The following is a 22,079-nucleotide window of genomic DNA, read 5'->3' on the forward strand; positions in this document are numbered from 1 at the left end:
CGTCGGGGGCCCGATGCTCGCGGGCGTCCTGTCGGGCCTGTGGGGACCGGCGGCGGCGATCGCGATCGACGCGGGCAGCTTCGCCCTCTCGGCGCTCGGCATCTCCCTGCTCCGGCTCCGCCCGGCCGCCTCCCCAGACGCCGCTTCAGCCGACGCTCAGGACGCCGACGCCGCTCCGGGCGGCGCTCCGGGCTCGTCTCCGGGCGCAGCTCCGGGCGCAGCTCCGGGCGCGTCTCCGGGCGCAGCTCCGGGCGCGTCTCCGGGCGGCGAGGGGGCGCGGCGGGAGGGCGAGGGGGTCTCCGGGCGGCGAGCCGCCTTGCGGGAGTTCGCGGCCGGTGCCCGGTTCCTGTGGGCGCACCCGGTGCTGCGGTCCCTCACCGTGCTGCTGTCGATGCTGACGTTCCTCACGTTCGGCCTGCCTGACATCCTCGTCTACTACCTCAAGCACGACCTCGGGCAGCCCGACGGCAGCGTGGGGTACGTGCTGGCGTTCGCGACCGTGGGGACGCTCGCCGCCGCCGTGGTGGTCGCCCCGGCCCGCAGGCGCCTGGGCTTCGGGCTCTGCTGGATCGGCGCGTACGCGACAGCGGGTGTGGCGGTCGCGGTCCTCGGGCTCGCCACGGGTGTGCCGGTGGTCGCGGCGCTCGCCACGATCCTGCTGTTCTGTACGGGCGTCGCCGGCATCTGCTCCATGTCCCTGCGGCAGGAGGTGACCCCCGACCGTCTGCTCGGCCGGGTCACCTCGGCGTTCTGGACCCTGCACTCGGCCCTCGGCCCGGTCGGCGCGGCCCTGCTGACCGCCGGTGCGGCGCGGTACGGCGTCACGGCCACGTGCCTGGTCATCGGCATCGCCTGCCTCCTGATCGCGATGGCCGGGCTGCTGACCCCTATCCGCCGCCCCCACCCGGAGACCCTCGCGGGCGAGGCCGCCTGACCGCTGGGCCCGGTCTGCGGTTGGATGTCCGGTAGAAGACAATCGTCCCGTTCGGTGGCGGAGTCGGGTGGACGGAGAAGCCGGTGCGCGCGGTGCGGTACGACGGGTTCGGCGAGCAGCCGGAGGTCCGCCAGGTGGCCGATCCTGAGCCGCCGCGCGCGGGTGCCGTGATCCGGGTGGAGGCGTCGGGACTGTGCCGGAGCGACTGGCACGGCTGGATGGGCCACGACCCCGATATCCGGAAATTTCCGCATGTGCCGGGGCATGAGCTGGCCGGCGTCGTCGAGGCGGTCGGCGGCGACGTGACGCGGTGGCGTCCCGGCGACCGGGTGACCACCCCCTTCATCTGCGCCTGCGGGCGGTGCCCGGCATGCGCGGCCGGCGACGCGCAGGTCTGCGAGAACCAGACCCAGCCCGGGTTCACACACTGGGGCTCGTTCGCCGAGTACGTCGCCATCGAGCACGCCGACGTCAACCTCGTCCGCCTGCCCGGCTCCATGTCCTTCCCGACCGCCGCGAGCCTCGGGTGCCGCTTCTCCACCGCCTTCCGCGCGGTCGTCTCCCAAGGGCGGGTGGCGGCCGGCAAGTGGGTGGCGGTGTACGGGTGCGGCGGCGTCGGCCTGTCGGCGGTGATGATCGCCGCCGCGAGCGGCGCCCGGGTGGTCGCCGTCGACGTCTCCCCCACCGCGCTCGAACTGGCGGCGCGCTTCGGTGCCGCGGAAACCGTCTTCGTGGAGACCGCGGACGGGTCCGAGCGCGTCCGGGAGATCACCGGCGGGGGCGCCCATCTCACCGTCGACGCGCTCGGCAGCGCCGCCACCTGCGGCGCCGCCATCGAGAGCCTGCGGCGGCGCGGACGGCACGTACAGGTCGGCCTGCTGCCCCGGGTCGCCGGGCATCCGGCCATCCCGATGGACCGGGTCATCTCGCTCGAACTGGAGATCGTCGGCAGCCACGGCATGGCCGCGCACGCGTACCCGCCCATGCTCGCGATGATCGCCAGCGGGACGCTGCGGCCGGAGCTGCTCATCACCCGCACGATCGGCCTCGGCGAGGTCCCGGAGGCCCTGGCCGCCATGGGGACCATGGGCACCCCCGGGGTGACGATGATCCTCCCCGGTCTTCCGTAGACCGCCCGTGGGCACCTCTGGCCGCCCGTAGCACCCGTAGCCCGACCGTGGGCCGTCCCGGGGGCGGTACACATGCGTTGATCTCGTTTTCGACCACATCGCGGATGCAGCGCCGGGCTCCCCCAGTTCAGGGGCCTCGACCTTCCTCGCGGTGACTGGCCCGCGCCCCTGCCTGCCGGTACGAGCGCCACGACCCTCGTGCCGGGCGGCGCCGTGGCGCTCCTCCTCTGCGCGGGCGCCGTCGTCGCCCTGGCCCGCCGCGCCGACCGCCGCGCGCGGTAGCGACCCCATCAACCGTTCGGTGGATATCTGGACCGCCGCCGGCAAGTGATCCTCAGAACATGACAGTCATCGAGATCGACGACCTGACGAAGAGCTACCGGGGTGCCAAGGCGGTCGACGGCGTCTCCCTGAAAGTGGAGCGAGGCGAGATCTTCGGAATCGCCGGCCCGAACGGGGCGGGGAAGACGACGGTCGTGGAGTGCGCGTCGGGGTCGCGGCGGCGAGACGGCGGCACCCTGCGGGTGCTGGGCCTGGACCCGCAGAGCGACCGGCGCAGACTGCTGCAGCGCATCGGTGTGCAGTTGCAGGAGGCGGCCCTGCCCGACGCGATCAAGGTCGGTGAGGCGTTACGGATGTACGCCTCCTTCTACGACAAGCCCGCCGACCAGCGGGAGCTCATGGACGATTGGGGGCTGACGGACAAGCGGCGCGCCGGCTTCGCGAGCCTGTCCGGCGGATGGAAGCAGCGGCTGTTCATCGCGCTCGCCCTGGTCGGCAACCCGGAGGTCGTCTTCCTCGACGAGCTGACCACGGGCCTGGACCCCGCCGCCCGCCGCACCACCTGGGACCTGATCCGCGCCATGCGCGAGCGTGGGGTCACCGTCGTGCTGGTCACCCACTTCATGGACGAGGCCGAGGCGCTGTGCGACCGCATCGCGATCGTCGACCGGGGCCGTGTCATCGCCGAGGGCAGCCCACCCGAACTGATCGCGAAGGGGCGATCCGGTTCGCTGGACGGCGCGTACCTCGCCCTCACCGGAAGGGAAATGGCATGAAAGGCGTCACGCGCGCCATCACGGCCGAGCTCAGACTGATCATGCGTGATCCGATGTCGGCGTTCTTCGCCCTGGCCTTCCCCGCGGTCATACTGTGGGTCAAGATGCGCACCGGCAAACCCCTGCCGGGCGGGCTGCCTGTCATCGACGCCATGGTGCCGATGCTGAGCACCTTCGTCATCGGTCTGGCCGCGCTGGTCATCCTCCCGTCCACGCTCGCCCAGTACAGAGAACGGCGGATTCTGAAGCGGCTGCGCGCGACCCCCGCCTCGCCCATCATGCTGCTCGCCGCCCAGTGGGCCGCTCACATGCTGCTGGCTGTGGCCGGGACGGCGCTGTTGATCGCCCTCGGTCTGGCCCTCTTCGGGCTGGCGGCACCGTCCGACGCGGCGGGCGTCCTGCTGGCGTGGGTGCTCGGCGCGCTGAGCCTCGGCGCCATCGGCCTGCTCATCGGAGCGCTCGTGCCCACCGGACGAGGTGCGACGGTGATCGGGCTGAGCGTCTTCTTTCCGATGGTCTTCGTCTCCGGCACCATGATCCCCCGCGAGATCGCACCCGGCTCGATGCGTGCCATCGGCGACCTGACCCCCATGGCTCCGGTGGTCCAGGCGTTCCGCGACGGCTGGGAGGGCAACGCGATCTCCCCGGCTACCATGATCGTCATGGCAGTGACATTCGTCATCGCCGGTGGCGTCGCCGTCAAAGCGTTCCGGTGGTGATCACCGCCGACACCGGCGTCTCGCGCTGGGACCGCGCCTGGCCCGCTCTGCCGTACGTGTTCGTCCTGCTGCCGGCGGTCTTCTCCCTGCTGCGCGACTGGAGGCCGGAGGTGCTGGCCCTGGCGTCGCTCGCCGGGGCCTGGCACTGGTTCCTGGTCACGTCGCACCCCGGCCGGATCGAGCGGCCCATCGTAGTGATCATCTACTTCGTCGTGATGCTGGCCGTCATCGGGGCGCTGGTCAGGACCGACACGCTGTTCATGGTGACGGGGGTGGGAGCCTTCATCCAGGCCTTCACCCTGCTGCCCGGGCGGTGGGCGTACGCGGGGGTGGCCGCCACGGCGGCCGTGCTGGTCACCGCTCCCGCCGAGCCCGGGCGGGCGCCGGGCGAGATGCTGTTCTCCTTCCTCGTCGCCGTGCTGGTCGCCTCCACGGCCGGGCTTTCCATCCAGGCCGTCTCCGACCAGAACGAGCAGCGCAAGGTCATGATCACGCAGTTGCGGGTGACCGGCGCCAAGCTTGCCGCGCTCGCGGAGGAGAACGCGAGCCTGCAGGCCCGGCTACTGACCAGCGCTCGTGAGGCCGGCGTGCTCGGGGAGCGGCAGCGGATGGCCAGGGAGATCCACGACACCATCGCCCAGAGCCTGACCGCCATCCTCACCCAGCTTGAGGCCGCCGACACGGTGATCGACGACTCGACCGCCGCCCGCTCGCGCCTGAACACGGTGCGCGCCCTGGCCAGGGAGAGCCTGGGCGAAGCCCGCCGATCGGTCCAGGCACTGCGTCCGGCGCCGCTGGACGAGGCCCAGCTCCCAGCCGCCCTTCACGACATCGCGGCGAGATGGTCGCGGGACACGGGTGTGGCCGCCTCCGTGTCGGCCACCGGCGACCCTCGGCCGCTGCACGTGGAGGTGGAGATCACCTTGCTGCGGGTGGCGCAGGAGGCGCTGGCCAACGTCGGCAAGCACGCCTCCGCCACCCGGGTCGCCCTCACCCTGTCGTACATGGAGGATGTGGTGGCCCTGGACGTGCGTGACGACGGCTCCGGCTTCACCCCTGAGGCGGCGCGCTCCTCAGACGCGGGGGGCTTCGGCCTCATCGCGATGCGCCAGCGCGTCACCCGGCTGGCCGGGAACTTCGCCATCGAGACGGCCCCTGGGCAGGGGACGGGGATCTCCGCCACCGTTCCGGCCATCCCCAGCGGCTCGGAAGACCCGGGATCGTCCGACCACTCCAGAAAGCCATTGTGACGTGCCGATTCGTATGATCATCGTGGATGACCATCCCGTCGTCCGCGATGGGCTTCTCGGGATCTTCACCGGCGACGATGACTTCGAGGTCGTCGGCGAGGCGGCCGACGGGCCGGAAGCACTCGTCGTGGCCATGCGTGCCGACCCCGATGTCGTGCTCATGGACCTGCGCATGCCGAAGATGAGCGGCGCGGAGCTCATCCGCCGGCTACGCGAGCAGAAGCCGGGCATCCACGTGCTGGTCCTGACCACCTTCGACGACGACGCCGACGTCCTGCCCGCAATCGAGCAGGGCGCGACCGGCTATCTGCTCAAGGACACCCCACGCGCCGATCTGCGCCGGGCCGTACAGGCGGCGGCCCGGGGCGAGACGGTGCTGTCTCCGTCCGTGGCCGGCGTGATGACGAACAGGGCACACGCTCCTGAACAGCGGACGTTGAGCCGGCGGGAGTTCGAGGTGCTCGGGCTCATCGCCCGTGGCGCGACCAATCGTGAGGTCGCGGCGAAACTGTTCATCACCGAGGCGACGGTGAAGACGCATCTGCTGCACATCTTCGCCAAGCTGGAGGTGAACGACCGCGCGGCCGCGGTCGCGGCGGCGTACGAGACCGGTCTGCTCAAACCCGCCGCCGACACCTGATCCGGCCGCCCGGTCTCGCCTACCATGCGGGGGCGATCCCACGTCCGCGAGGTACGATCCCGGGGTGACTCCGGCTGCGGCGAAGCCGGGCCCCGGCGGGGAAGCGGCGAGAGCCGTCCCTCCGGTGACACGGTCACCGTCCGCACCGCCGGCCTGCCAGGAGGCCGGTGAAGGAGGTCTCTGGTGCCCTCAGGCGGCCATCGGCCCAGCATCGGCAGGGTCGCGGAGCTCGCGGGCGTGAGCGCGACGACCGTCTCACACACGCTCAACGGGCGGCGGCCGGTCTCGGAGGCGACCCGCAAGCGCGTGCTCGACGCCATCGAGGAGCTCGGCTACCGCCCGAACGTGCTGGCACGGGGCTTGCGCACCAGCAGGAGCCAGGCGATCGGGCTGATCATCCCGGACATCACCAACCCGTTCTATCCCATGCTCGCGCGCGGGCTGCAGGACATCCTCGGGCCGTCGGGCTACCACGAGATCATCGCCAACACCGACGGCGACCGCGATCTGGAGCGGTCGGCCCTGGAGCAGATGATCGCCCGGCAGGTCGACGGCATCGCCTTCGCGGTCTTCCACACGCATGCCGAGGACCTGCTGCCCGCCAGCGACCTCGGCATCCCGGTGGTACGCCTCGGCGGCCGGCTCGTCCAGCACGGTGTGGACCTCGTGCACAGCGACGACGAGGGCGGGGCCGCCGAGGCCACCCGCTACCTGCTCGACCGAGGCTACGGGCGCGTCGGGTTCGTCTGCGGCCCGGACGCCCAGGGCCCCGCGGCCGAGCGGGTGGCCGGCTACCTCGGCGCGCTCGCCGAGCGGGGCATCACGCCGGACCCCGACCTGATCGTGCACACGCGGTTCAGCCGCGCGGGAGGCATGGCGGGCACCCTGCGGCTGCTCGGCCTGCCGCGGCCGCCGCGCGCCGTGATCTGCGCCAACGACGTCATGGCCATCGGCGCGCTGGACGCGGCCCGCCGGAGCCGCCTGGACGTGCCCGGCGACCTCGCCATCATGGGGTTCGACGACATCGAGGCGGCGACGCTGGTCTCGCCGCGGCTCACGACCATGGCCAACCCCGCGAGGAAGATAGGGCAGGAGTGCGGCCGGGTCCTCCTCGACCGGCTCTCCGGCACGATGACCGGCCCGCCCAGCGAGACGATCGTCCCTGCCCGGCTCGTACGCCGCCAGTCCGCCTAGGTAGCTCACCGGGCGATTTCACATTCTGTGACCCGGGATGTGGACGCCCCATTGACATCGATTGTCCCAGGCGTATTTTCATGGTCAGTCTTAACGATTTGCTAGCCCATGTCCTGCGGTTCCGCCGCCGGACGGGGCACGGCGAACGCTGCCGCGCGCGCCGGAACCGGAGGTTCCCATGGCATGGCCGAGACCCCTCCATCGGAAGGCGGCGGCGACCGTCACCGCCCTGCTCCTGGCCCTCGGCTCGGCCGCGTGCTCCGGCTCGGGCGGCGACGGCGCTTCCGGATCCGGCGGGACGTCCCTGCGCATGTGGACGTTCAAGCGCACGCACGTGGCCGCGCTGGAGAAGGCCGCCGCGGAGTTCACCCGGCAGACCGGCGTCGCCGTCAAGGTCGAGGCCATCACGCCGGACGACGCGTTCACGGCCAAGATCCAGAGCGCGGCGCAGACCAAGGACCTCCCCGACGTCCTCGAAGTGCACGCGGGCGGCGAGGACTTCCGCATCGGCGGCTCGGGGCTCCTCGCGGACCTGACCGGCGACTTCCCCGCCGCCTCGCTCGACCGCTTCCTGCCGAGCACCCGGGAGACCGGCCTGGTGACCGCCGAGCGGCAGCGGCAGGTGGTGGAGCTCAGGCCCGCCAAGGTGGGCAGCCTGTTCAGCGTCCCCTTCACGGCGGGCACGTTCGGCATCGTCTACGGCAACCGGAAGAAGATGGCCGCGGCCGGGCTCGATCCGAGCGCCCCTCCCAAGACCTGGGAGGACTTCGTCGGCTACTTGCGGGCCACCACCAAGGCCGACCCCAAGCAGGGCGGTCTGTCCCTCGGGCTGAAGGTGAGCCAGACCGGCTTCAACTGGATCTACGCGCAGCTCGCGTACGCGTATATGGGCAAGGACCGCTACCACGCCATGTTCGGCAAGGGCACGACCCAGGGGTTCGCCTCGCCCGACGGGGTCAAGACCCTCTCGCTGTACGGCGAGCTGACCCCGTACTGGATCCCGGGCGCCACCGCGCTGGGCATCGACGAGGCGGACGTCGCGTTCGCGCAGGGGAGGTCGGCGTTCGACGTGGGCGGCACGTTCACCCTGGCCTTCCTCGCGCAGAACGGCATGAAGCCCTCGGACGTGCTCAGCTTCCCGATCCCGCCGCCGAGCGGAGGGAAGATCGGCGACCTGCGCCTGGCGGCGCTCGCGCTGACCGGCCTCTCCATCACCTCGACGAGCGAGAACCACGACGCCGCCGCCAAGTGGGTGGACTTCCTCACCTCGGCGAAGGGCGCTGCCATCTTCGCGACGTCCTCGCTCGACCTGCCGGCCACCGACCTCGGCGCGGACGCCGAGAAGCTCCTCGGCCCCGATCTGGCCGCGTTGCAGAAGTACTTCACGGGCCCGCCCGAGAGCACGTACGACGCCGCGGACGGCTCCTTCCGCCCGCCGGGGTACGACGAGGCGAAGGTCGGCCCGCCCCTGGTGAAGCTGTCGCCGCTCAAGGAGGCCGACCCCGCCGCCACGGGAGCCCAGCTGGACGCGGTGATCGCCGCCATGTGGAAGGCCGCCTCGTAGCCGGCCCTGGGCGGGCGCGGTGGCGGCGGTGGCTCGCCGGGTACGCGTTCGTGGCGCCCGCCGTCGCGCTGTTCCTGCTGATGGGGCTCTACACCATCGGCTACGGCGTCTCGCTGAGCTTCGCCAAGTGGAACGGCTTCACCCCCACCTGGGAATGGGTCGGCCTCCGCAACTACGCCGACCTGCTCTTCCGGGACCCGACCCTGGCACCCGACCTGCACCGGGCGGCGCTCAACACGCTGGCCGTCATGATCGCCGTACCGGTGGGCACGGTGGCCATCGCGCTGCCGCTCGCCGTGCTGCTCAACTCCGTACGCCGGCTGCGAGGCCCGCTGCGGTCGGTCTTCTTCCTTCCGTACGTGACCTCGGGAATCGCCGTCTACTACGCCTGGCGGTACGTGCTGGAACCGGACGGGCCGATCAACTTCCTGCTGCGCTCGCTCGGCCTCGGCGGCCTGTCCCGGCCGCAGGGCTTCCTCGCCGATCCCTCGACCGCCCTCCCCACGCTTATTGTGATCATGGTCTGGGGCGCCGTGCCGGTGGCGATGCTCCTCTACCTCGCCGGACTTCAGTCGATCAACCCGAGCATCCTGGAGGCCGCGCATATCGACGGCGCGGGAAGCGTGCGGACCGTACGGCACATCGTGTGGCCCCTGCTGCGGCCGATCACCACGGCGATCCTGCTGCTCGGGCTGCGCGACTCCCTGCAGGGGTTCCAGATCTTCCGCGTCATGACCGACGGCGGTCCCGCCGGGCACACCGACGTTGTGGGACTCCAGGCGTACCACCTGGCCTTCTTCAAGGGCCTGTCGCCCACGCTGGGGCTGGCCAGCGCGCTCGGGTGGATGATCTTCATCGCCGCCCTGGTGCTGACTCTCGCCAACGGCCGCATGCTGAGGAGCAACCGGTGACCGCTTCCGCCGCGTCCCGCCGTCATGCCGCGTACGGACGCTCGGGCCCGGCACGGCGCACGGGCGTCGTCAGGGCCGTCGCCTACCTCGCGCTGGCGCTCTACGCGGCCGTCAGCCTCTATCCCTTCCTCTGGATGGCCTCCGGGGCGTTCAAGGACCGCACCGAGATCCTCGCCGGTGGCCATCTCATACCGGACCGGCCAACCTGGGACACGCTCCTGCAGACCTGGAGCAGACTGCACTTCCTCGACTACTTCGTGAACAGCCTGAAGGTCACCGGGCTGACCGTGCTCGGCGTGCTCGCGATCTACAGCCTCGCCTCGTACGCCTTCGCCGTGCTGGACTTCCCCGGGCGCCGCTTCCTCTTCTGGTTCTTCGTGGCCCTGCTGTTCGTGCCCGGGATCACCGTGCTGCTCCCCGTGGTGATCCTTGAGGACAGGCTCGGCGTCCTCGGCAGCCACCTCGGGCTCGTCCTGCCGTTCGTCAACGGGATGGCGCCGCTGACGGTGCTCATGCTGACGAACGCCTTCCGCGCCATCCCGGGGGAGCTCCGCGACGCCGCCCGCGTCGACGGTGCGGGCGAGGCGCGCATCTTCTGGCGGGTGTACCTCCCGCTGAGCCGCCCGACGCTGATCACCGTCGCCGTGCTCAGCGCCGTCCCGACCTGGAACGAGTACGTGCTGACGCGGGTGTCGCTCAACGACGACGCCCAGTACACCCTTCCACTGGCTCTCGAATCGCTGGCCTCGGGCAACGTGCCGCAGTACAACGAGATCATGGCCGGGTCGCTCATCATCGTCGTCCCGGTGATCCTGCTGTTCCTCGCGCTTCAGAGGTACTTCGTCACCGGGCTCGCGGGCGCCGTCAAGGACTGAGGTCCGGCTGCTCGTCCATCTCGCGCCATCGGCCGCGAGCGCGACCTCGGCCACTTTCGCGTCTCGGCTTCCCCTGGCGAGGTTTCGGCTCCCCGCGGCGAGAGGGCGGCGGCACCACGGCCGGATCAGCGATGGAGCCGCGCGCCGCCACGGGTCCGGACGTCCCGGAGCCGGTGGCCCGGGTGTCACAGGTCGTATCCGGGGGCTCGGGCGGCGTTAGGCACGCGCCGGAACTGGTAGGAAGGGAGTCATGCCTGCCCTGACACCCGCAGGCCGAAGGAGCTGATCATGCAGTTTGGAGCCGACCCGCAACAGGGACTCACCGTCTCCTGCGGCGTACGGGAAAGCGCGGTCGTCGTCCAGGTTCGAGGAGAGCTGGACTATCGTGCCGCCCCGCTCCTGCGGAGCGAACTTAGCGCCATTTGGGACATGCCGGGCATATCCGCGATCGTCCTCGACCTTGCCGAGGTCACCTTCTGCGACTCCGTGGGCCTGAGTGAGCTGATCGCCACCCTGCGGCGCAGCCAGAACACCGGTCACACCCTGATGGTCAGCGGCCTGCAGGGCACGCTGCTCCGCGTGCTGACCATCACCGGGCTGCACAACGCCTTCGACTCCTACGACACCGTCGAGGAGGCCCTGCGGCGGGCGTCCTCCACCATGGAACCGCCGCTCACGGAGCCTTCGATCCTCGATCCTCCGCCGGTCGCGCCCTCCGGCCTCGAATCGCCGGCCGCCACCTCGATATTGGAACCCCCGGCAGCGCTTCCCTCCATCCTGGACCCGCGAACGACCACATCCTCCCCGCTGGGAGCGCCGGCGGGCACTCCCTCCATCCTTGAACCATCCGGTGCCACGTCCTCGGTCCTTGAACCATCCGGGGGCGCGATCTCCCCTTTGGACCCGCTCATCACTATTGACCCCTTGGAAACCGCGCCGGCCGCCCAGGACCCACCCACCGTCCTGGAAACGCCGGACACCACCCCGGGCAACGACCTGCCCCCCGGCCCGGCGACCCCGGCACCCTGACCGCTTCGGGAAGAACCGGCTCGCGCCTACATCAGGCGGCCGCCGCCGACCTCCAGGACCGTGCCGGTCATGTAGCTCGACAGGTCCGAGGCGAGGAAGAGCACGGCGCCCGCCACCTCGTGCGGCTCGCCCGCCCGCTTCATCGGGATGTCGGCCTCCCTGGCGGCGAACACGTCGGGGGGCATGGCCCCGGTCATCGCCGTGCGGATGAGCCCGGGCTGCACGGCGTTGACCCGGACTCCGCGTGGGGCCAGTTCCTTGGCGGCGGCCTTGGTGAGCCCGATGATGCCCGCCTTGGCCGCGCTGTAGTTCGTCTGCCCGAAATTTCCCGACTTTCCAGACAGGGAGGAGATATTGATGATCGAGCCGGAACCGGCGGCGCGCATGACCTCCGCAGCCGCCCGCACCCCCAGCCACGTCCCTTTCAGATGGACGTCCACGACCGCCTCGAAGTCGGCGAGCGTCATCTTGCGCAGGGTGGCGTCCCTGGTGATCCCGGCGTTGTTGACCAGGATGTCGAGGGTGCCGAAGCGTTCGACCGCGTGGTCCACGGCGGCCGTGACCGCCTCCTCGTCGGTGACGTCGCATCCGATCGAGGACACCGGCTCACCGCCTCCGAGCCGTTCGGCGGCCGTCGCGGCCAGCGCGGCGTCCTGATCGGTCACCACGACCCTGGCCCCGTGCTCGTGCAGGATGCGGGCGATGGCCAGCCCGATGCCCTGCCCGGCCCCGGTGACCAGGGCCGTACGGCCCGGCACCAGCCCGCCGCCGATCACCTGAGGCACCCGGTGGCGGCCGCGTCCCCCTGATCGCGCGCACCCGCCACCCGATCGCCGATCCCGCCGTAGCCCTCCACCCAGGCACCGCCCTTCGCTCGTCGTCCCGGAGATTAGATCATCCAAGCGTCCGCGGCCGCCGGGCGTACCGGCGGGACGGCCCGCGATCCGGCGGCGGGCTCAGGTGATCCGGACGACCGTGATCCCGCGGACGCGGGTGCTCCGCCGATCCGGACGACCGTGATCCCGCGGACGCGGGTGCTCCGCCGATCCGTACGACCGTGATCTCCCGGACGCCGGTGCTCCACCGATCCAGGCGATCGTGAGGTCGCGGGAGCGGAGGGTCAGCCGATCCAGACGGTCTTGATGTCGCAGAACTCGCGGATGCCGTTCGCGGCCAGCTCGCGGCCGTACCCGGAACGCCTGACGCCGCCGAACGGGAGCTCCGGATAGGAGGTGACCATGCCGTTGACGAACACCAGACCGGCCTCCAGTTCGTCGGCGAAGCGCTCCTGCTCCTCCGGGTCGGTGGTCCAGGCGTTCGCCCCAAGCCCGAACGCGGTGGCGTTGGCCAGCGCCATCGCCTCGTCGATGTCCTCCACCCGGTACAACTGCGCCACCGGGCCGAACACCTCCTCGCCGAACATCCTCATGCCGGGGGTGACGTCGGTGATCACCGTCGGCTCGAAGAACCACCCGGTCCGCGACGGGGTCACTCCCCCGCAAAGCACCCGGGCGCCCCGGCCGACCGCCTCGGCGACCAGCTTCTCCAGGTCGTCCCGCCCCTGCTGCGTGGCGAGGGGACCGACGTCGGTGCTCTCGTCCATGGGGTCCCCCAGCCGCAGCGACTGCATCCGCGACACGAACCGGCCGGTGAAGTCGTCGTACACCTCGGCGTGGACGATGAACCGCTTCGCGGCGATGCACGACTGGCCGTTGTTCTGCACGCGCGCGGTCACCGCCGTCTCCGCCGCCCTGGCGATATCGGCGGACGGCATGACGACATAGGGGTCGGAGCCGCCGAGCTCCAGCACCGTCTTCTTGACCTCGCCGCCCGCGATCGAGGCGACCGAACGGCCCGCCGCCTCCGAGCCGGTGAGGGTCGCCGCCACCACCCGGTCGTCGCGGAGCACCCGTTCGACCCCGTCCGACCCGATCAGCAGGGTCTGGAAGCAGCCGTCGGGGAACCCGGCACGGGCGAACAGCTCGCCGAGGTAGAGCGCGACCTGCGGCACGTTCGACGCGTGCTTCAGCAACCCGACGTTGCCCGCCATCAGGGCGGGCGCGGCGAACCGGATCACCTGCCAGCAGGGGAAGTTCCACGGCATGACCGCGAGCACCGGCCCGAGCGGCCGGTACCGCACGTACGCCCGCCGGGCGCCCACGGCGGCCGGGTCGGACGGCTCGTCGGCCAGGAACTCCTCGGCGCGCTCGGCGTAGAACCGCATGCCACCGACGCACTTGGCCACCTCGGCCCGCGCGGAGGCCACCGTCTTACCCATCTCGATGGTCATCAGCCGGGCGACGTGGTCCTGCTCCGCCTCCATCAGCCCGGCGGCGCTCAGCATCCACTCTGCCCGCTGCTTGAAGTCGCTGGTCCGGTATGTCTCGAACGCCGCGGCGGCGAGCACGAGCCGCTCCTCCACCTGGTGCTCGTCCAGCGGCTCGAACGTCTTCAGGGTCTCACCCGTCGCCGGGTTGATCGTCGCGATCGCCATCAGTACCCCCCGGAACCTGGCTCTCGCTCCCCAGTATCCGCCCCACCTGCCGTGGGACGGGCGGGGGGAGGCCCGCGTCTAGTGGCGGACCTCGTACTCCGGCGAGCGCCGCCGTCCGGGCTGGGCCGGCTCGGTGCTGGGCTCGATCTTGCGGATGTAGCCGGCGGCCTCCAGCAGATCGAGCGCCGGCACCATGGCCGCGACGGTCTTGAAGCGGCGCGCGAGGCGGCGGAACACGTCACGCCGCCGGAAACGCTGCGCGCCCGTCCGCCGGATGCACTCCAGGACGGCGCGGGCGTCGTCGGGCAAGGCGTCGTCGGAACGCGTGGGGGGCGTGACCGCGAGGATCTGCATCCGCGACGCGCTCTCGTTCCTGATACGGGAGATTTCCAGGATCAGGTCATCGAGATCCACCAGCATGCGCGTGGCGGCGCGAAAGCGCTCGAAGTCATCCTGGATCTGCAGCAGCCGCTCGGCTTCCTGACGCATGGCTGAATAATGTCATTTTTGGCATCTTTGTCAACACAAGCTTTGGCTCAGGTTTCCCCGCCACCGGGGCGCCCACTGACGGCCCGCCGCCGTTCAGACCTCCTGGTACGGGCTCCCGGTGACGCCGTCGTCCTTGAGCGCGTAGGCCAGAGCGCTCTCGACGTCGAGTTCACGGCCCCGCGCGTACGCCGTGTCGAACGCCCGGTCCCCGAGCACCGCCCTGGCCCGCCACTCGGCCTCCTCGCGCGGCCCGTCCGGCTCCGAGGGGCCGAGCCACAGGCCGAAGGCGCGCTCGACGAGGTCGCCGACGCCGAGCAGCCGGGCCGACCGTTCCATGTCGCCGAGGCCCACCGCCGAGCGGGCCATGCTCGCCAGCGCCATGACCATCCCGAGGCTGTCGTGCAGCAGGTACTTGGCGCGCAGCGACGTGCGGGCGAACCTGTCGGCCGTCGGGAAGTCCCTGCGGTCGAGCTCGATGAGGCTGCGGACCCAGTCTCCGGAGGAGTGCAACCAGATGTCGCCACGCGAGCCGCACAGCGTCCTCTGCCGCCGCAGGCACGACAACGCCTGCTCGGGCCTGCCGAGGCGGGTCAGCGCGTACGCCTGGCCCGTCAGCGCGTACGCGAGGCCGGCGCCCCGGTCGCCGCCGTCCTCGTGCGTCTCGCGCGCACGCTCGTACATGGCCAGCGCCTCGGAGACGTACCCCCAGTGGAGGCCGGTGTTCGCGCAGCAGACCGTGCCCCACCCGGCCGCCGCGAGATCGCTCTGGGAGAAGGACTGCGCCAGGCACTCGGTGGCGAGGTCGTTGGCCTCGTCGAGGTCTCCCTGGAAATCGGCCAGCCACGCGCAGGCCCACAGCGCCCGCGACAGGCTCGTACCCGGGGCCTGGCTCAGCGAGAGCGCCCGCTGGAGGTAGTGGCGGCCCTCGGAGATGAAGCCGCACGCCATCCAGAAGTAGGCGAGCCTGCCGGCCAGGTCGAGGCCCACGGCGTGCTCCGCGGGGTCGGTGAGGCAGAAGTCGAGCGCGGAGCGGAGGTTAGGCAGCTCGCTGTTCATGCGGACGTACCATGCGACCTGGTCGGGGCCGAACCAGTCCTCGTCGAACCGCCGGGCCAGGCCCAGGTAGTGGTCACGGTGACGTCGTCGCGCCTGGGCGTGCTCCCCGAGCTCGCGCAGCCACTCGGCGCCGTACTCCCTGAGCGTGTCCAGCATCCGGAACCGGATCGCCCTTCCGGTGTCGACGCGCCGCAGGATCGACTTCTCCACCAGCGCGACGAGAACTTCTTCCACCTGCTCGCGGTGTAGTCCTGTTTCCGAGCCGGTGCCGGGGTCGGCGCAGATGGCCTGCGCCGCTTCCAGGTCGAAGTCCGCCGCGAAGACCGACAGGCGGGCCCAGAGCAGGCGCTCCAACGGCTCGCACAGCTCGTGACTCCACCCGATCGCCGTGCGCAGGGCCTGATGGCGCGGCGGCCCCATACGGCTCTCGCTCGACAGCAGGTCGAAACGGTCGTCGATGCGGCCCATGATCTGCTCGACGGACAGCGTGCGCAGCCGTACGGCCGCCAGCTCGATCGCCAGCGGGATGCCGTCGAGCCGCTGGCACAGCAGCGCCACCTCCGGCGTCGCGACGAAACCGGGCACATGCGAGGCCGCCCGATCGGCGAACAACGCGACCGCGCCACCCGGCACCGCGCCCACACTCGCCGAGGACGCGACCAGGCCATCCGGCGTCGAACCCCCGCTGGCTGAGAGCGTGACCAGGTCATCCGGCGTCGAACCCCCGCTCACTGGGCGCGTGACCAGGTCATCCGGCGTCGAACCCCCGCTCACTGGGCGCGTGACCAGGTCATCCGGCGTCGAACGCCCGCTCGCTGGGCCTACGAGCTCCGCCTCGGGCACCGCCGCGCGGTACCGGCCTTCGATGGGCAGCGGCTCGACCTGGAAGCCCGCCTCGGCGGGCAGCCCCAGGAGGCACCGGCTGGTCACCAGGATCCGCAGGCCGGGCGCGGCCCGCAGCAGCGTGTCCACCATCTCGGCGCAGCCGTGCACGAGGTGCTCGCACGTGTCCAGCACGATCAGCGAGCGCCGCCCGGCGAGGAACTCCACGAGGACCGCCATCTGCGGTCGACCGGCCTGGTGGGCGACCCGCAGCACCGAACTGACGGCATGCCCGAGCAGCGCCGGATCGCGCAGCGACGACAGCTCCACGAACCAGACCCCGTCAGGGAACCGCGACCGCAGATCGCGCGCGACATGCACCGCAAGGCGCGTCTTGCCGACCCCGCCTACCCCCGTGAGTGTGGCCAGACGCGACTCCCCCAGCATCCGCACGACCTCAGCGGCCTCGCGCTGTCGCCCTACAAAGCTCGTCAACTCGGCGGGCAGGTTGCCCACGTGTGCCCCAGCAGGCACATCCCTCGCCGCCCCACGTCACCTCGGCTCCAGATGCTCCGCAATGGTAAGTCAGCCCCGCCGTTCTGGATAGATCGCGACATGCCACGCCCATCCGACATCCGCCGTCCGCCCGAGGCAGGGCGTCCGGGTGTGAGCTTCGCTCACTCGCCGGAGCAGCGTCTGGGACAGGCGGCTCGGGGGTGACCTTTCCGAGGTCTGTACGAGCCTTTGGCGACGCGTCACAATCACCCAATGAAGCGTTCGCGAAGGCCGGTGCTCGCCCGGTCCGCGGTGGTTCTCGCAGGGCTGGTCCTCGTGGGTCTGGGAGTTTATTTCCCTTTGATCGGCCTGGACGACGCCGACAAACTCGCCAGCGTGCTGAGCGCGTTCGTAGGAGTGATCGGCCTGGCACTTTCTGCCTACGGAGTCGTGCTCACATATCGAGCGCAGACGGCCGCGCCCCTACCCGAAGCCGTGCCACACACGCCGAAGGCGACCACCGTACGAAACACCGTCAGCGGCTCCGTACATGGCCCCCTTTTCCAGGGTGGAGATTTCAGCGGGCCTATTACCGTTGATTCTTCGACCGTGACCGCGCCACCCCCTCCGCCTCCCGGGGCCGGCGACCATCCGGAGACGTGACGAGGTACGTTCACAAGAAGGCCACGCCGCCCAAAGCCTGTAGCCGTATATTCAGGTCCTCGGCTTCTGGGAGATCAAGCTGTTTCAGCAGGGTATGGGCCTGACGCCAGGAGATCCTCGCCGCCTCTGGACCGTCAAGATAGAAGAACGTGTCGGCCATACGCTTGTGGGCCTGAGCCTCAAGATAAAGATCACCGATCGAGCGGGCGATCGTAATGGCTTGACGGCAGATGTCCAGAGCCGATGTGTATCGACCGGCGGAGCCGTGAACATCGGCGATCCCCACGAGGGCGCGCACGTTCTGGTAGGAGTCCTTGATCTCCTCAGCGAGTTTCCTGGCCTTCTGGAAGTGGATGAGGGATTCGTCGACGCCGCCCATGAGCAGATAGGTGGTGCCGATGCTGTTGAAGATGTCAGCCTGGTTTCTGCGATCACCGGTTTCCTGGAACGTGGCCATAGCCGTGCGATAGCACTCAAGCGCGGCAGCGAACTGCCCTTTGTACTGGTGGACGTTTCCCAGGTTGTTGTGGAGTATCGCGTGGTTCTGCCGCCCGGTGATCTGGTCGAAGATCTCCAGGGACTGCTGGTAGAGCTGGATCGCGTCTCTGTGGTACCCGCGGTGCTTGTGGACGTCACCCATGTTGTTGAGCGCCTTGGCCTCGCCCCGCCGGTGTCCGATGCTTCGATAGGCCGCGAGCGCGCGGGCGAGAAGATCGAGTGAATCTTGGTAGCGCCCCAGGTGCCAATGGACGATGCCACTGTGACCCAGGACGTCCGCCTCACCTTTCACGTCGTCGACCGACCGGTAGATCGCCTGAGCCTCCTCGTAGTGCGCGAGAGCCTCCCGGTAGCAGGCGGACGCCCAGCAGACCACGCCTATCTGGTCCAGGCACCTGGCCTCGGCGTGCTTGTCGGCGATGGACCTGTACAGCGACAACGCGTTCTCCGTGTGGATCAGGGCGTCATTGTGCCGTCCCGTTCTGAAGCTCACGAATCCCAGGTCCAGAGAGGCTTGGGCGGCTCCTCGCGAGTCACCGATCTCACGGCACGCGCGAAGGGCCACGCCATGCCCCGCCGCTGCGTCCTCCCAGTGTCCCTCCGTGTCGAGGAACTCTGCCATCACACGCATGAAGCCGGCACAGTGAGCCTTCCACTCGTGATCAGCCGCGTACTGCGCGAGCTGCAGAACGGTGCCCCACTCCTCGCCCAGCCACTGCCTGCCGTCCGCCGCGGCGGACGCCGCCTCCTGACCCGCTGCGGCCCCGGAACATCCCTGAGCCAGGCGGACCGCTTGAGCCGCCGCCTCCGCTGTCCGCAGATAATGGTCGAGAAGCCGTGTGATCGCGCGACGGTTCTCCCGCTCAGGATCCTCACGCCGTGCGCGGTCGTGCGCATAGACACGGATGAGATCGTGGAACTGGTAACGACCAGGCGCCGTCCGTTGGAGCAGATGGTGCCGGAGAAGCACATCGATCATGGTCTGAGCCCGGGTCGGCGTGGTGTCGCACAGCTCGGCGGCGACCGCTGCCGTGACATCGCGGCATGGGCACAGGCCGAGTCGCCGGAAGGCGAGTTGCTCCTCCTTGGTGAGGTCTCGATACGAGAGCTCGAACGCAGAGTCGATCTCACGATGGACGCCACCTGCGGTCTTCTGGGCGCGATGGACCCCGCCAAGCATGCCCGTCAATCCATCGCGCTGGGAGATCCGCGTACGGCCGGCCCTCAGGGTGATCGCGAGCGGCAGACCGCCGCACAGCCGGACCACCTCGTCGATCACACCAGGGTCCGGATCGTCGTCCGCGAGCCGGGTGGCGAGTTCGGCGGCTTCACCGGGTGGAAGCACGCCGAGTGAGACGCATCGCACACCGGGCGTGCCATCGAAGCGAGCGCGCGTCGTGATGATCACGAGACCGGCCGACGATCCACCGAGGAGAGGCTTCACCTGGTCGGGTCCCAGCGCGTCGTCGAGGATGACGATCGCGCGCCGATAGGCCAGCTCGGCCCGCCACATGGCCGAACGCTTCCCCAGCTCCTGGGGGATGCGAGCAGGCGGGATACCGAGCATTCGAAGAAGCATGGACAGTGCAGCCGCGGCGTCCAGGTGAGGACGGACGGGATCGTGCGCCCTCAGATCCAGATGGAGACAGGCGTCTGGATAGCGTGCCGCGAGCCGGTGCGCGACGTGTACCGCCAAGGCGGATTTGCCCACACCCGGCATTCCCTGGATGGCCACGACGAGATTGCCGTCCCGCTCACGGCGCAGCGCGCTGATTGACTCGATCTCCCGCTCGCGGCCGGTGAAGTGGGGAATGTCGCACGGGACCGTATTGGGTTGTGGAACGGTCCCGCCACGGCGATAGACAGGGGTGACCGCGAGCTCGGAGTCCCCTTGGAGGACACGCTGGTGCAGCTCGCGCAGGGCCTGGCCGGGCTCGGTGGCCGACAGCTCCCTGAGGTGCGTGTAAACCCGCCGGTAGAGGTTGAGCGCGTCGGTCCGCCTGTCGCTCCGATACAGGGCGGTCATGAGCTGGGCGGCAAGGGCTTCGTCGGCGGGATGAAGCGCGACGAGCCGATACAGCTCCTCCAGGACCTGTGGGTGGCGTCCCAGCCGTAGCTCCAAGTCGATGCGCTCCCGCTGCGCGTTCATCCTCTCCTCCGCGAGGACCTCGCCCATTCGGCGCGCCCAGTCCCCCGGCAGACCGGACAGAGCCTCTCCCGGCCACAGCTCCTCGGCGTCCTGGAGCAGCCGGACCGCGTGTTCGGGGTCACCGCTCTCCGCCACCGCCGTCGCCTGCCGTCGCAGGAGCCGGAACCGTTCAAGATCGATCGTGTTGGGGTCCACCGTGAGCGTGTAGGTACAGCCCCGGGCCACGATCCGGGCGCGGTCCCCTACGGCGTCCCGCAACCGCCGCCGGACGCGCGACATGTAGCTCGCGAGATCCTTTCGCGCCTTGGGCGGGGGTCGCTCGCCCCAGAGGTGATCGATGATGACGTCGACCGCGACGGGCCGGTTCGGCGAGAGCAACAGGACCGAGAGGGCAAGCTGCTCCTTGGGAGGGACGGGCAGGGGTTCCATCCCCTGCGCGCTCAGGGCGAGTCCGACCCCGCTGCCCAGCATTCTGATATCCAACTTCGCCCCCTCCGGCACAAACCCCCACACTCCGGATTTAGCTATAGCGAGACAATCTCATATTTCACCCTCCGCTTCCATGGCTGACTTCTATTACCGAACCGATACATACGGTGATAGGTCCATATATTAGGCGAATTTCACTTTATGTCCGGAAAATCCAGGGTTATGTCGGGACCCAAAAAGACCACTACGTCCGGAGCTGGGCATATATGCTGCATCGAGCAGCTTCCACTGCCCTATGACCGCATCTACGGATGGGTCTTGCACATATATCTAGGGAGCACAGCTGATATGTCCGACCCGTTGACGGCCATGATTGCCGCTGCGGCAATGTTCGCGGGACCGACCCGTCTCGCCGACGCCAGCACAGTTCGCACGCCCACGGCGATTTCCGCAGTGGTCCAGGAAGAGGCTTACAGCAAGGACATCTTCATGATTTTCCTTCGGAAGGAGGGCAAGGCGACGGTTTGGACGTACATAGCCAACGAGGCGTAGTCATATAGCAACACTGCGTTATATGCGCATCTGGGTCGTAGCCGTAGATCTCATACGGTTACGACCCTTCGTCACTCCACAAGCCGACCATCCAGTGATCCGCAATGTAACCATCCAACATCCCCATGCAGGCTCATGACCTGCGGTTCCCTCCGAACCGCTCTGGAGCATCACGGGAGGCAGGCATGACATGCGGAGAGCGTCCACTCAGAGGACCGTTTTCCCTGGGTGCGACCAAGGCGGACACCCATTGCGTCGAGCGGACGGTGGCGATCGTCGTACACCACCTGGCTGCCGCCACGCGCCTGATGGACGTGGTCCCGCTCATCGAGGAGGACAGGCGCGTCCAGGTGGTGTACACCGTGCCACCCTCCTCGCGCTTCGCGAGCGGCGCGCAGGACTTCCTGCAATCTAGAGGCGCGCTGGTGATGCCCTGGTCACAGGCGACGGAGACGAGATTCGACCTGGCAGTGGCCGCAGGGCAAGGAATGCTGGAACGGCTTCACGCGCCCCTCATGACGCTCTCCCATGGTGCCGGGCCGAACTCGTACGTGAGCCGCAGAGAAGGACACGGACCGCCCGCGTCCCGCGCGGTGACCGGGCTCGGTTTTCAGGCGCTGACCTTGCATGGGCGCGTCGTCCCTTCCGCGATCATGCTTGGCCACGTGGACCACCGCCGGCTGCTGGCGAGCCAGTGTCCGGACGCGCTCCCCGCGACAGTCATCGCCGGAGACCCGTGCTTCGACCGGCTCGTGGCAAGCCGCGCGCAGCGCACGGCGTACCGGAACGCCCTGGGCGCGGGACCTGCGCAGAAGGTCGTCGTCGTGTCGTCCCACTACGGGGCGGGATCCCTGCTGTCGCGGCATCCCGACCTGCCGCTCCGGCTCTCGGCCGAGCTCCCTTCCGAGGAGTTCCGGATAGCCCTGATCCTTCACCCCAACATTTGGGTCGCTCACGGAGCGCAACAGGTGAGGTCCTGGTTCGCCACCTGTACGCGGTCGGGTGTCGCTCTGCTCCCCCCCGAGGAGGGCTGGCGGGCGGCGTTGGTGGCGGTAGGTCGTACAAGTTCCTGCTGCGCCCGACCCGGCACCAGCAGATCGCGCTCGCCGCATGCCTGGAAGACCACCG

Annotated in this window: 17 protein-coding genes and 1 pseudogene; 13 read left to right on the top strand and 5 right to left on the bottom strand. The window is 69.8% G+C overall.

All coding sequences use genetic code 11. The annotated features are described in order from the left end of the window. The 11 genes from AB0B89_RS22820 to AB0B89_RS22870 form a co-directional block, all read left to right on the top strand. Positions 1-934: MFS transporter (locus AB0B89_RS22820; RefSeq protein ID WP_358556196.1), on the top strand; the 934-nt coding region annotated here is incomplete at its 5' end. A gap of 83 nt (positions 935-1,017) precedes the next feature. Continuing rightward, the gene (locus AB0B89_RS22825) at positions 1,018-2,064 is read left to right on the top strand and encodes a zinc-dependent alcohol dehydrogenase family protein (RefSeq protein WP_358556199.1); all 1,047 of its coding nucleotides are present in this window, start codon (positions 1,018-1,020) and stop codon (positions 2,062-2,064) included. Positions 2,065-2,405: 341 nt separating this feature from the next. Beyond that, positions 2,406-3,122 (top strand): ABC transporter ATP-binding protein, encoded by a 717-nt coding sequence (locus tag AB0B89_RS22830; RefSeq protein ID WP_358556202.1) that lies wholly within the window; start codon positions 2,406-2,408, stop codon positions 3,120-3,122. Beyond that, positions 3,119-3,841, top strand: a complete 723-nt coding sequence (locus AB0B89_RS22835) for an ABC transporter permease (RefSeq protein ID WP_358556205.1) — start codon at positions 3,119-3,121, stop codon at positions 3,839-3,841. Before AB0B89_RS22830 ends, AB0B89_RS22835 begins: the two co-directional genes overlap by 4 nt. Then, on the top strand, positions 3,838-5,091 hold the full coding sequence (locus AB0B89_RS22840; RefSeq protein WP_358556208.1) for a sensor histidine kinase: 1,254 nt from the start codon (positions 3,838-3,840) through the stop codon (positions 5,089-5,091). Before AB0B89_RS22835 ends, AB0B89_RS22840 begins: the two co-directional genes overlap by 4 nt. Before the next feature lie 13 nt (positions 5,092-5,104). Continuing rightward, positions 5,105-5,731 carry a response regulator transcription factor gene (locus AB0B89_RS22845; RefSeq protein WP_358556242.1) on the top strand — a complete coding sequence of 209 codons (627 nt, stop codon included), beginning with the start codon at positions 5,105-5,107 and terminating at the stop codon, positions 5,729-5,731. Positions 5,732-5,914: 183 nt separating this feature from the next. Continuing rightward, positions 5,915-6,925, top strand: a complete 1,011-nt coding sequence (locus AB0B89_RS22850) for a LacI family DNA-binding transcriptional regulator (protein ID WP_358556211.1) — start codon at positions 5,915-5,917, stop codon at positions 6,923-6,925. A 178-nt stretch (positions 6,926-7,103) separates the two neighbouring features. Beyond that, positions 7,104-8,489, top strand: a complete 1,386-nt coding sequence (locus AB0B89_RS22855) for an extracellular solute-binding protein (protein ID WP_358556214.1) — start codon at positions 7,104-7,106, stop codon at positions 8,487-8,489. Further along, on the top strand, positions 8,471-9,400 hold the full coding sequence (locus AB0B89_RS22860) for a sugar ABC transporter permease (RefSeq protein ID WP_358556217.1): 930 nt from the start codon (positions 8,471-8,473) through the stop codon (positions 9,398-9,400). The genes AB0B89_RS22855 and AB0B89_RS22860 overlap by 19 nt, the downstream gene beginning before the upstream one ends. After that, positions 9,397-10,275, top strand: a complete 879-nt coding sequence (locus tag AB0B89_RS22865; RefSeq protein WP_358556220.1) for a carbohydrate ABC transporter permease — start codon at positions 9,397-9,399, stop codon at positions 10,273-10,275. The genes AB0B89_RS22860 and AB0B89_RS22865 overlap by 4 nt, the downstream gene beginning before the upstream one ends. Positions 10,276-10,563: 288 nt before the next feature. Beyond that, a complete protein-coding gene (locus AB0B89_RS22870; protein WP_358556223.1) occupies positions 10,564-11,304 on the top strand; it encodes an anti-sigma factor antagonist in 741 nt (246 codons plus the stop codon). A gap of 26 nt (positions 11,305-11,330) precedes the next feature. On the opposite strand, the gene fabG is transcribed toward AB0B89_RS22870, so the two are convergent. The 5 genes from fabG to AB0B89_RS22895 all read right to left on the bottom strand — a co-directional run bounded on the left by fabG (position 11,331) and on the right by AB0B89_RS22895 (position 20,453). Continuing rightward, entirely contained in the window at positions 11,331-12,089 is a 759-nt protein-coding gene (gene fabG, locus AB0B89_RS22875; protein WP_358556226.1) for a 3-oxoacyl-ACP reductase FabG, read from the bottom strand. 335 nt (positions 12,090-12,424) lie between these two features. Beyond that, positions 12,425-13,798 (bottom strand): NADP-dependent succinic semialdehyde dehydrogenase, encoded by a 1,374-nt coding sequence (locus AB0B89_RS22880; protein ID WP_358556229.1) that lies wholly within the window; start codon positions 13,796-13,798, stop codon positions 12,425-12,427. A gap of 78 nt (positions 13,799-13,876) precedes the next feature. Further along, positions 13,877-14,287 carry a hypothetical protein gene (locus AB0B89_RS22885; RefSeq protein WP_358556231.1) on the bottom strand — a complete coding sequence of 137 codons (411 nt, stop codon included), beginning with the start codon at positions 14,285-14,287 and terminating at the stop codon, positions 13,877-13,879. A 93-nt stretch (positions 14,288-14,380) separates the two neighbouring features. Beyond that, entirely contained in the window at positions 14,381-16,681 is a 2,301-nt protein-coding gene (locus AB0B89_RS22890) for an NB-ARC domain-containing protein (protein ID WP_358556234.1), read from the bottom strand. 652 nt (positions 16,682-17,333) lie between these two features. Then, on the bottom strand, positions 17,334-20,453 hold the full coding sequence (locus AB0B89_RS22895; protein WP_358556237.1) for a tetratricopeptide repeat protein: 3,120 nt from the start codon (positions 20,451-20,453) through the stop codon (positions 17,334-17,336). 294 nt (positions 20,454-20,747) lie between these two features. Between AB0B89_RS22895 and AB0B89_RS22900 the strand changes: the two genes are divergently transcribed. Continuing rightward, positions 20,748-20,951: a hypothetical protein gene (locus AB0B89_RS22900; RefSeq protein ID WP_358556239.1), complete on the top strand. Its 204-nt coding sequence runs from the start codon at positions 20,748-20,750 to the stop codon at positions 20,949-20,951. A gap of 266 nt (positions 20,952-21,217) precedes the next feature. Then, positions 21,218-22,079: pseudogene (locus AB0B89_RS22905) on the top strand (hypothetical protein); the annotation flags it as partial.

This window comes from Sphaerisporangium sp. NPDC049002, assembly GCF_040649355.1.
GTDB lineage: Bacteria > Actinomycetota > Actinomycetes > Streptosporangiales > Streptosporangiaceae > Sphaerisporangium.

Excerpts from the sequence above, each read along its gene's own strand:
- AB0B89_RS22855 (WP_358556214.1), top strand. The coding sequence starts at position 7,104 with ATGGCATGGCCGAGACCCCTCCATCGGAAGGCGGCGGCGACCGTCACC.
- AB0B89_RS22870 (WP_358556223.1), top strand. The coding sequence starts at position 10,564 with ATGCAGTTTGGAGCCGACCCGCAACAGGGACTCACCGTCTCCTGCGGC.
- AB0B89_RS22830 (WP_358556202.1), top strand. The coding sequence starts at position 2,406 with ATGACAGTCATCGAGATCGACGACCTGACGAAGAGCTACCGGGGTGCC.
- AB0B89_RS22845 (WP_358556242.1), top strand. The coding sequence starts at position 5,105 with ATGATCATCGTGGATGACCATCCCGTCGTCCGCGATGGGCTTCTCGGG.
- AB0B89_RS22900 (WP_358556239.1), top strand. The coding sequence starts at position 20,748 with ATGTCCGACCCGTTGACGGCCATGATTGCCGCTGCGGCAATGTTCGCG.
- AB0B89_RS22880 (WP_358556229.1), bottom strand. The coding sequence starts at position 13,798 with ATGGCGATCGCGACGATCAACCCGGCGACGGGTGAGACCCTGAAGACG.
- AB0B89_RS22835 (WP_358556205.1), top strand. The coding sequence starts at position 3,119 with ATGAAAGGCGTCACGCGCGCCATCACGGCCGAGCTCAGACTGATCATG.
- AB0B89_RS22885 (WP_358556231.1), bottom strand. The coding sequence starts at position 14,287 with ATGCGTCAGGAAGCCGAGCGGCTGCTGCAGATCCAGGATGACTTCGAG.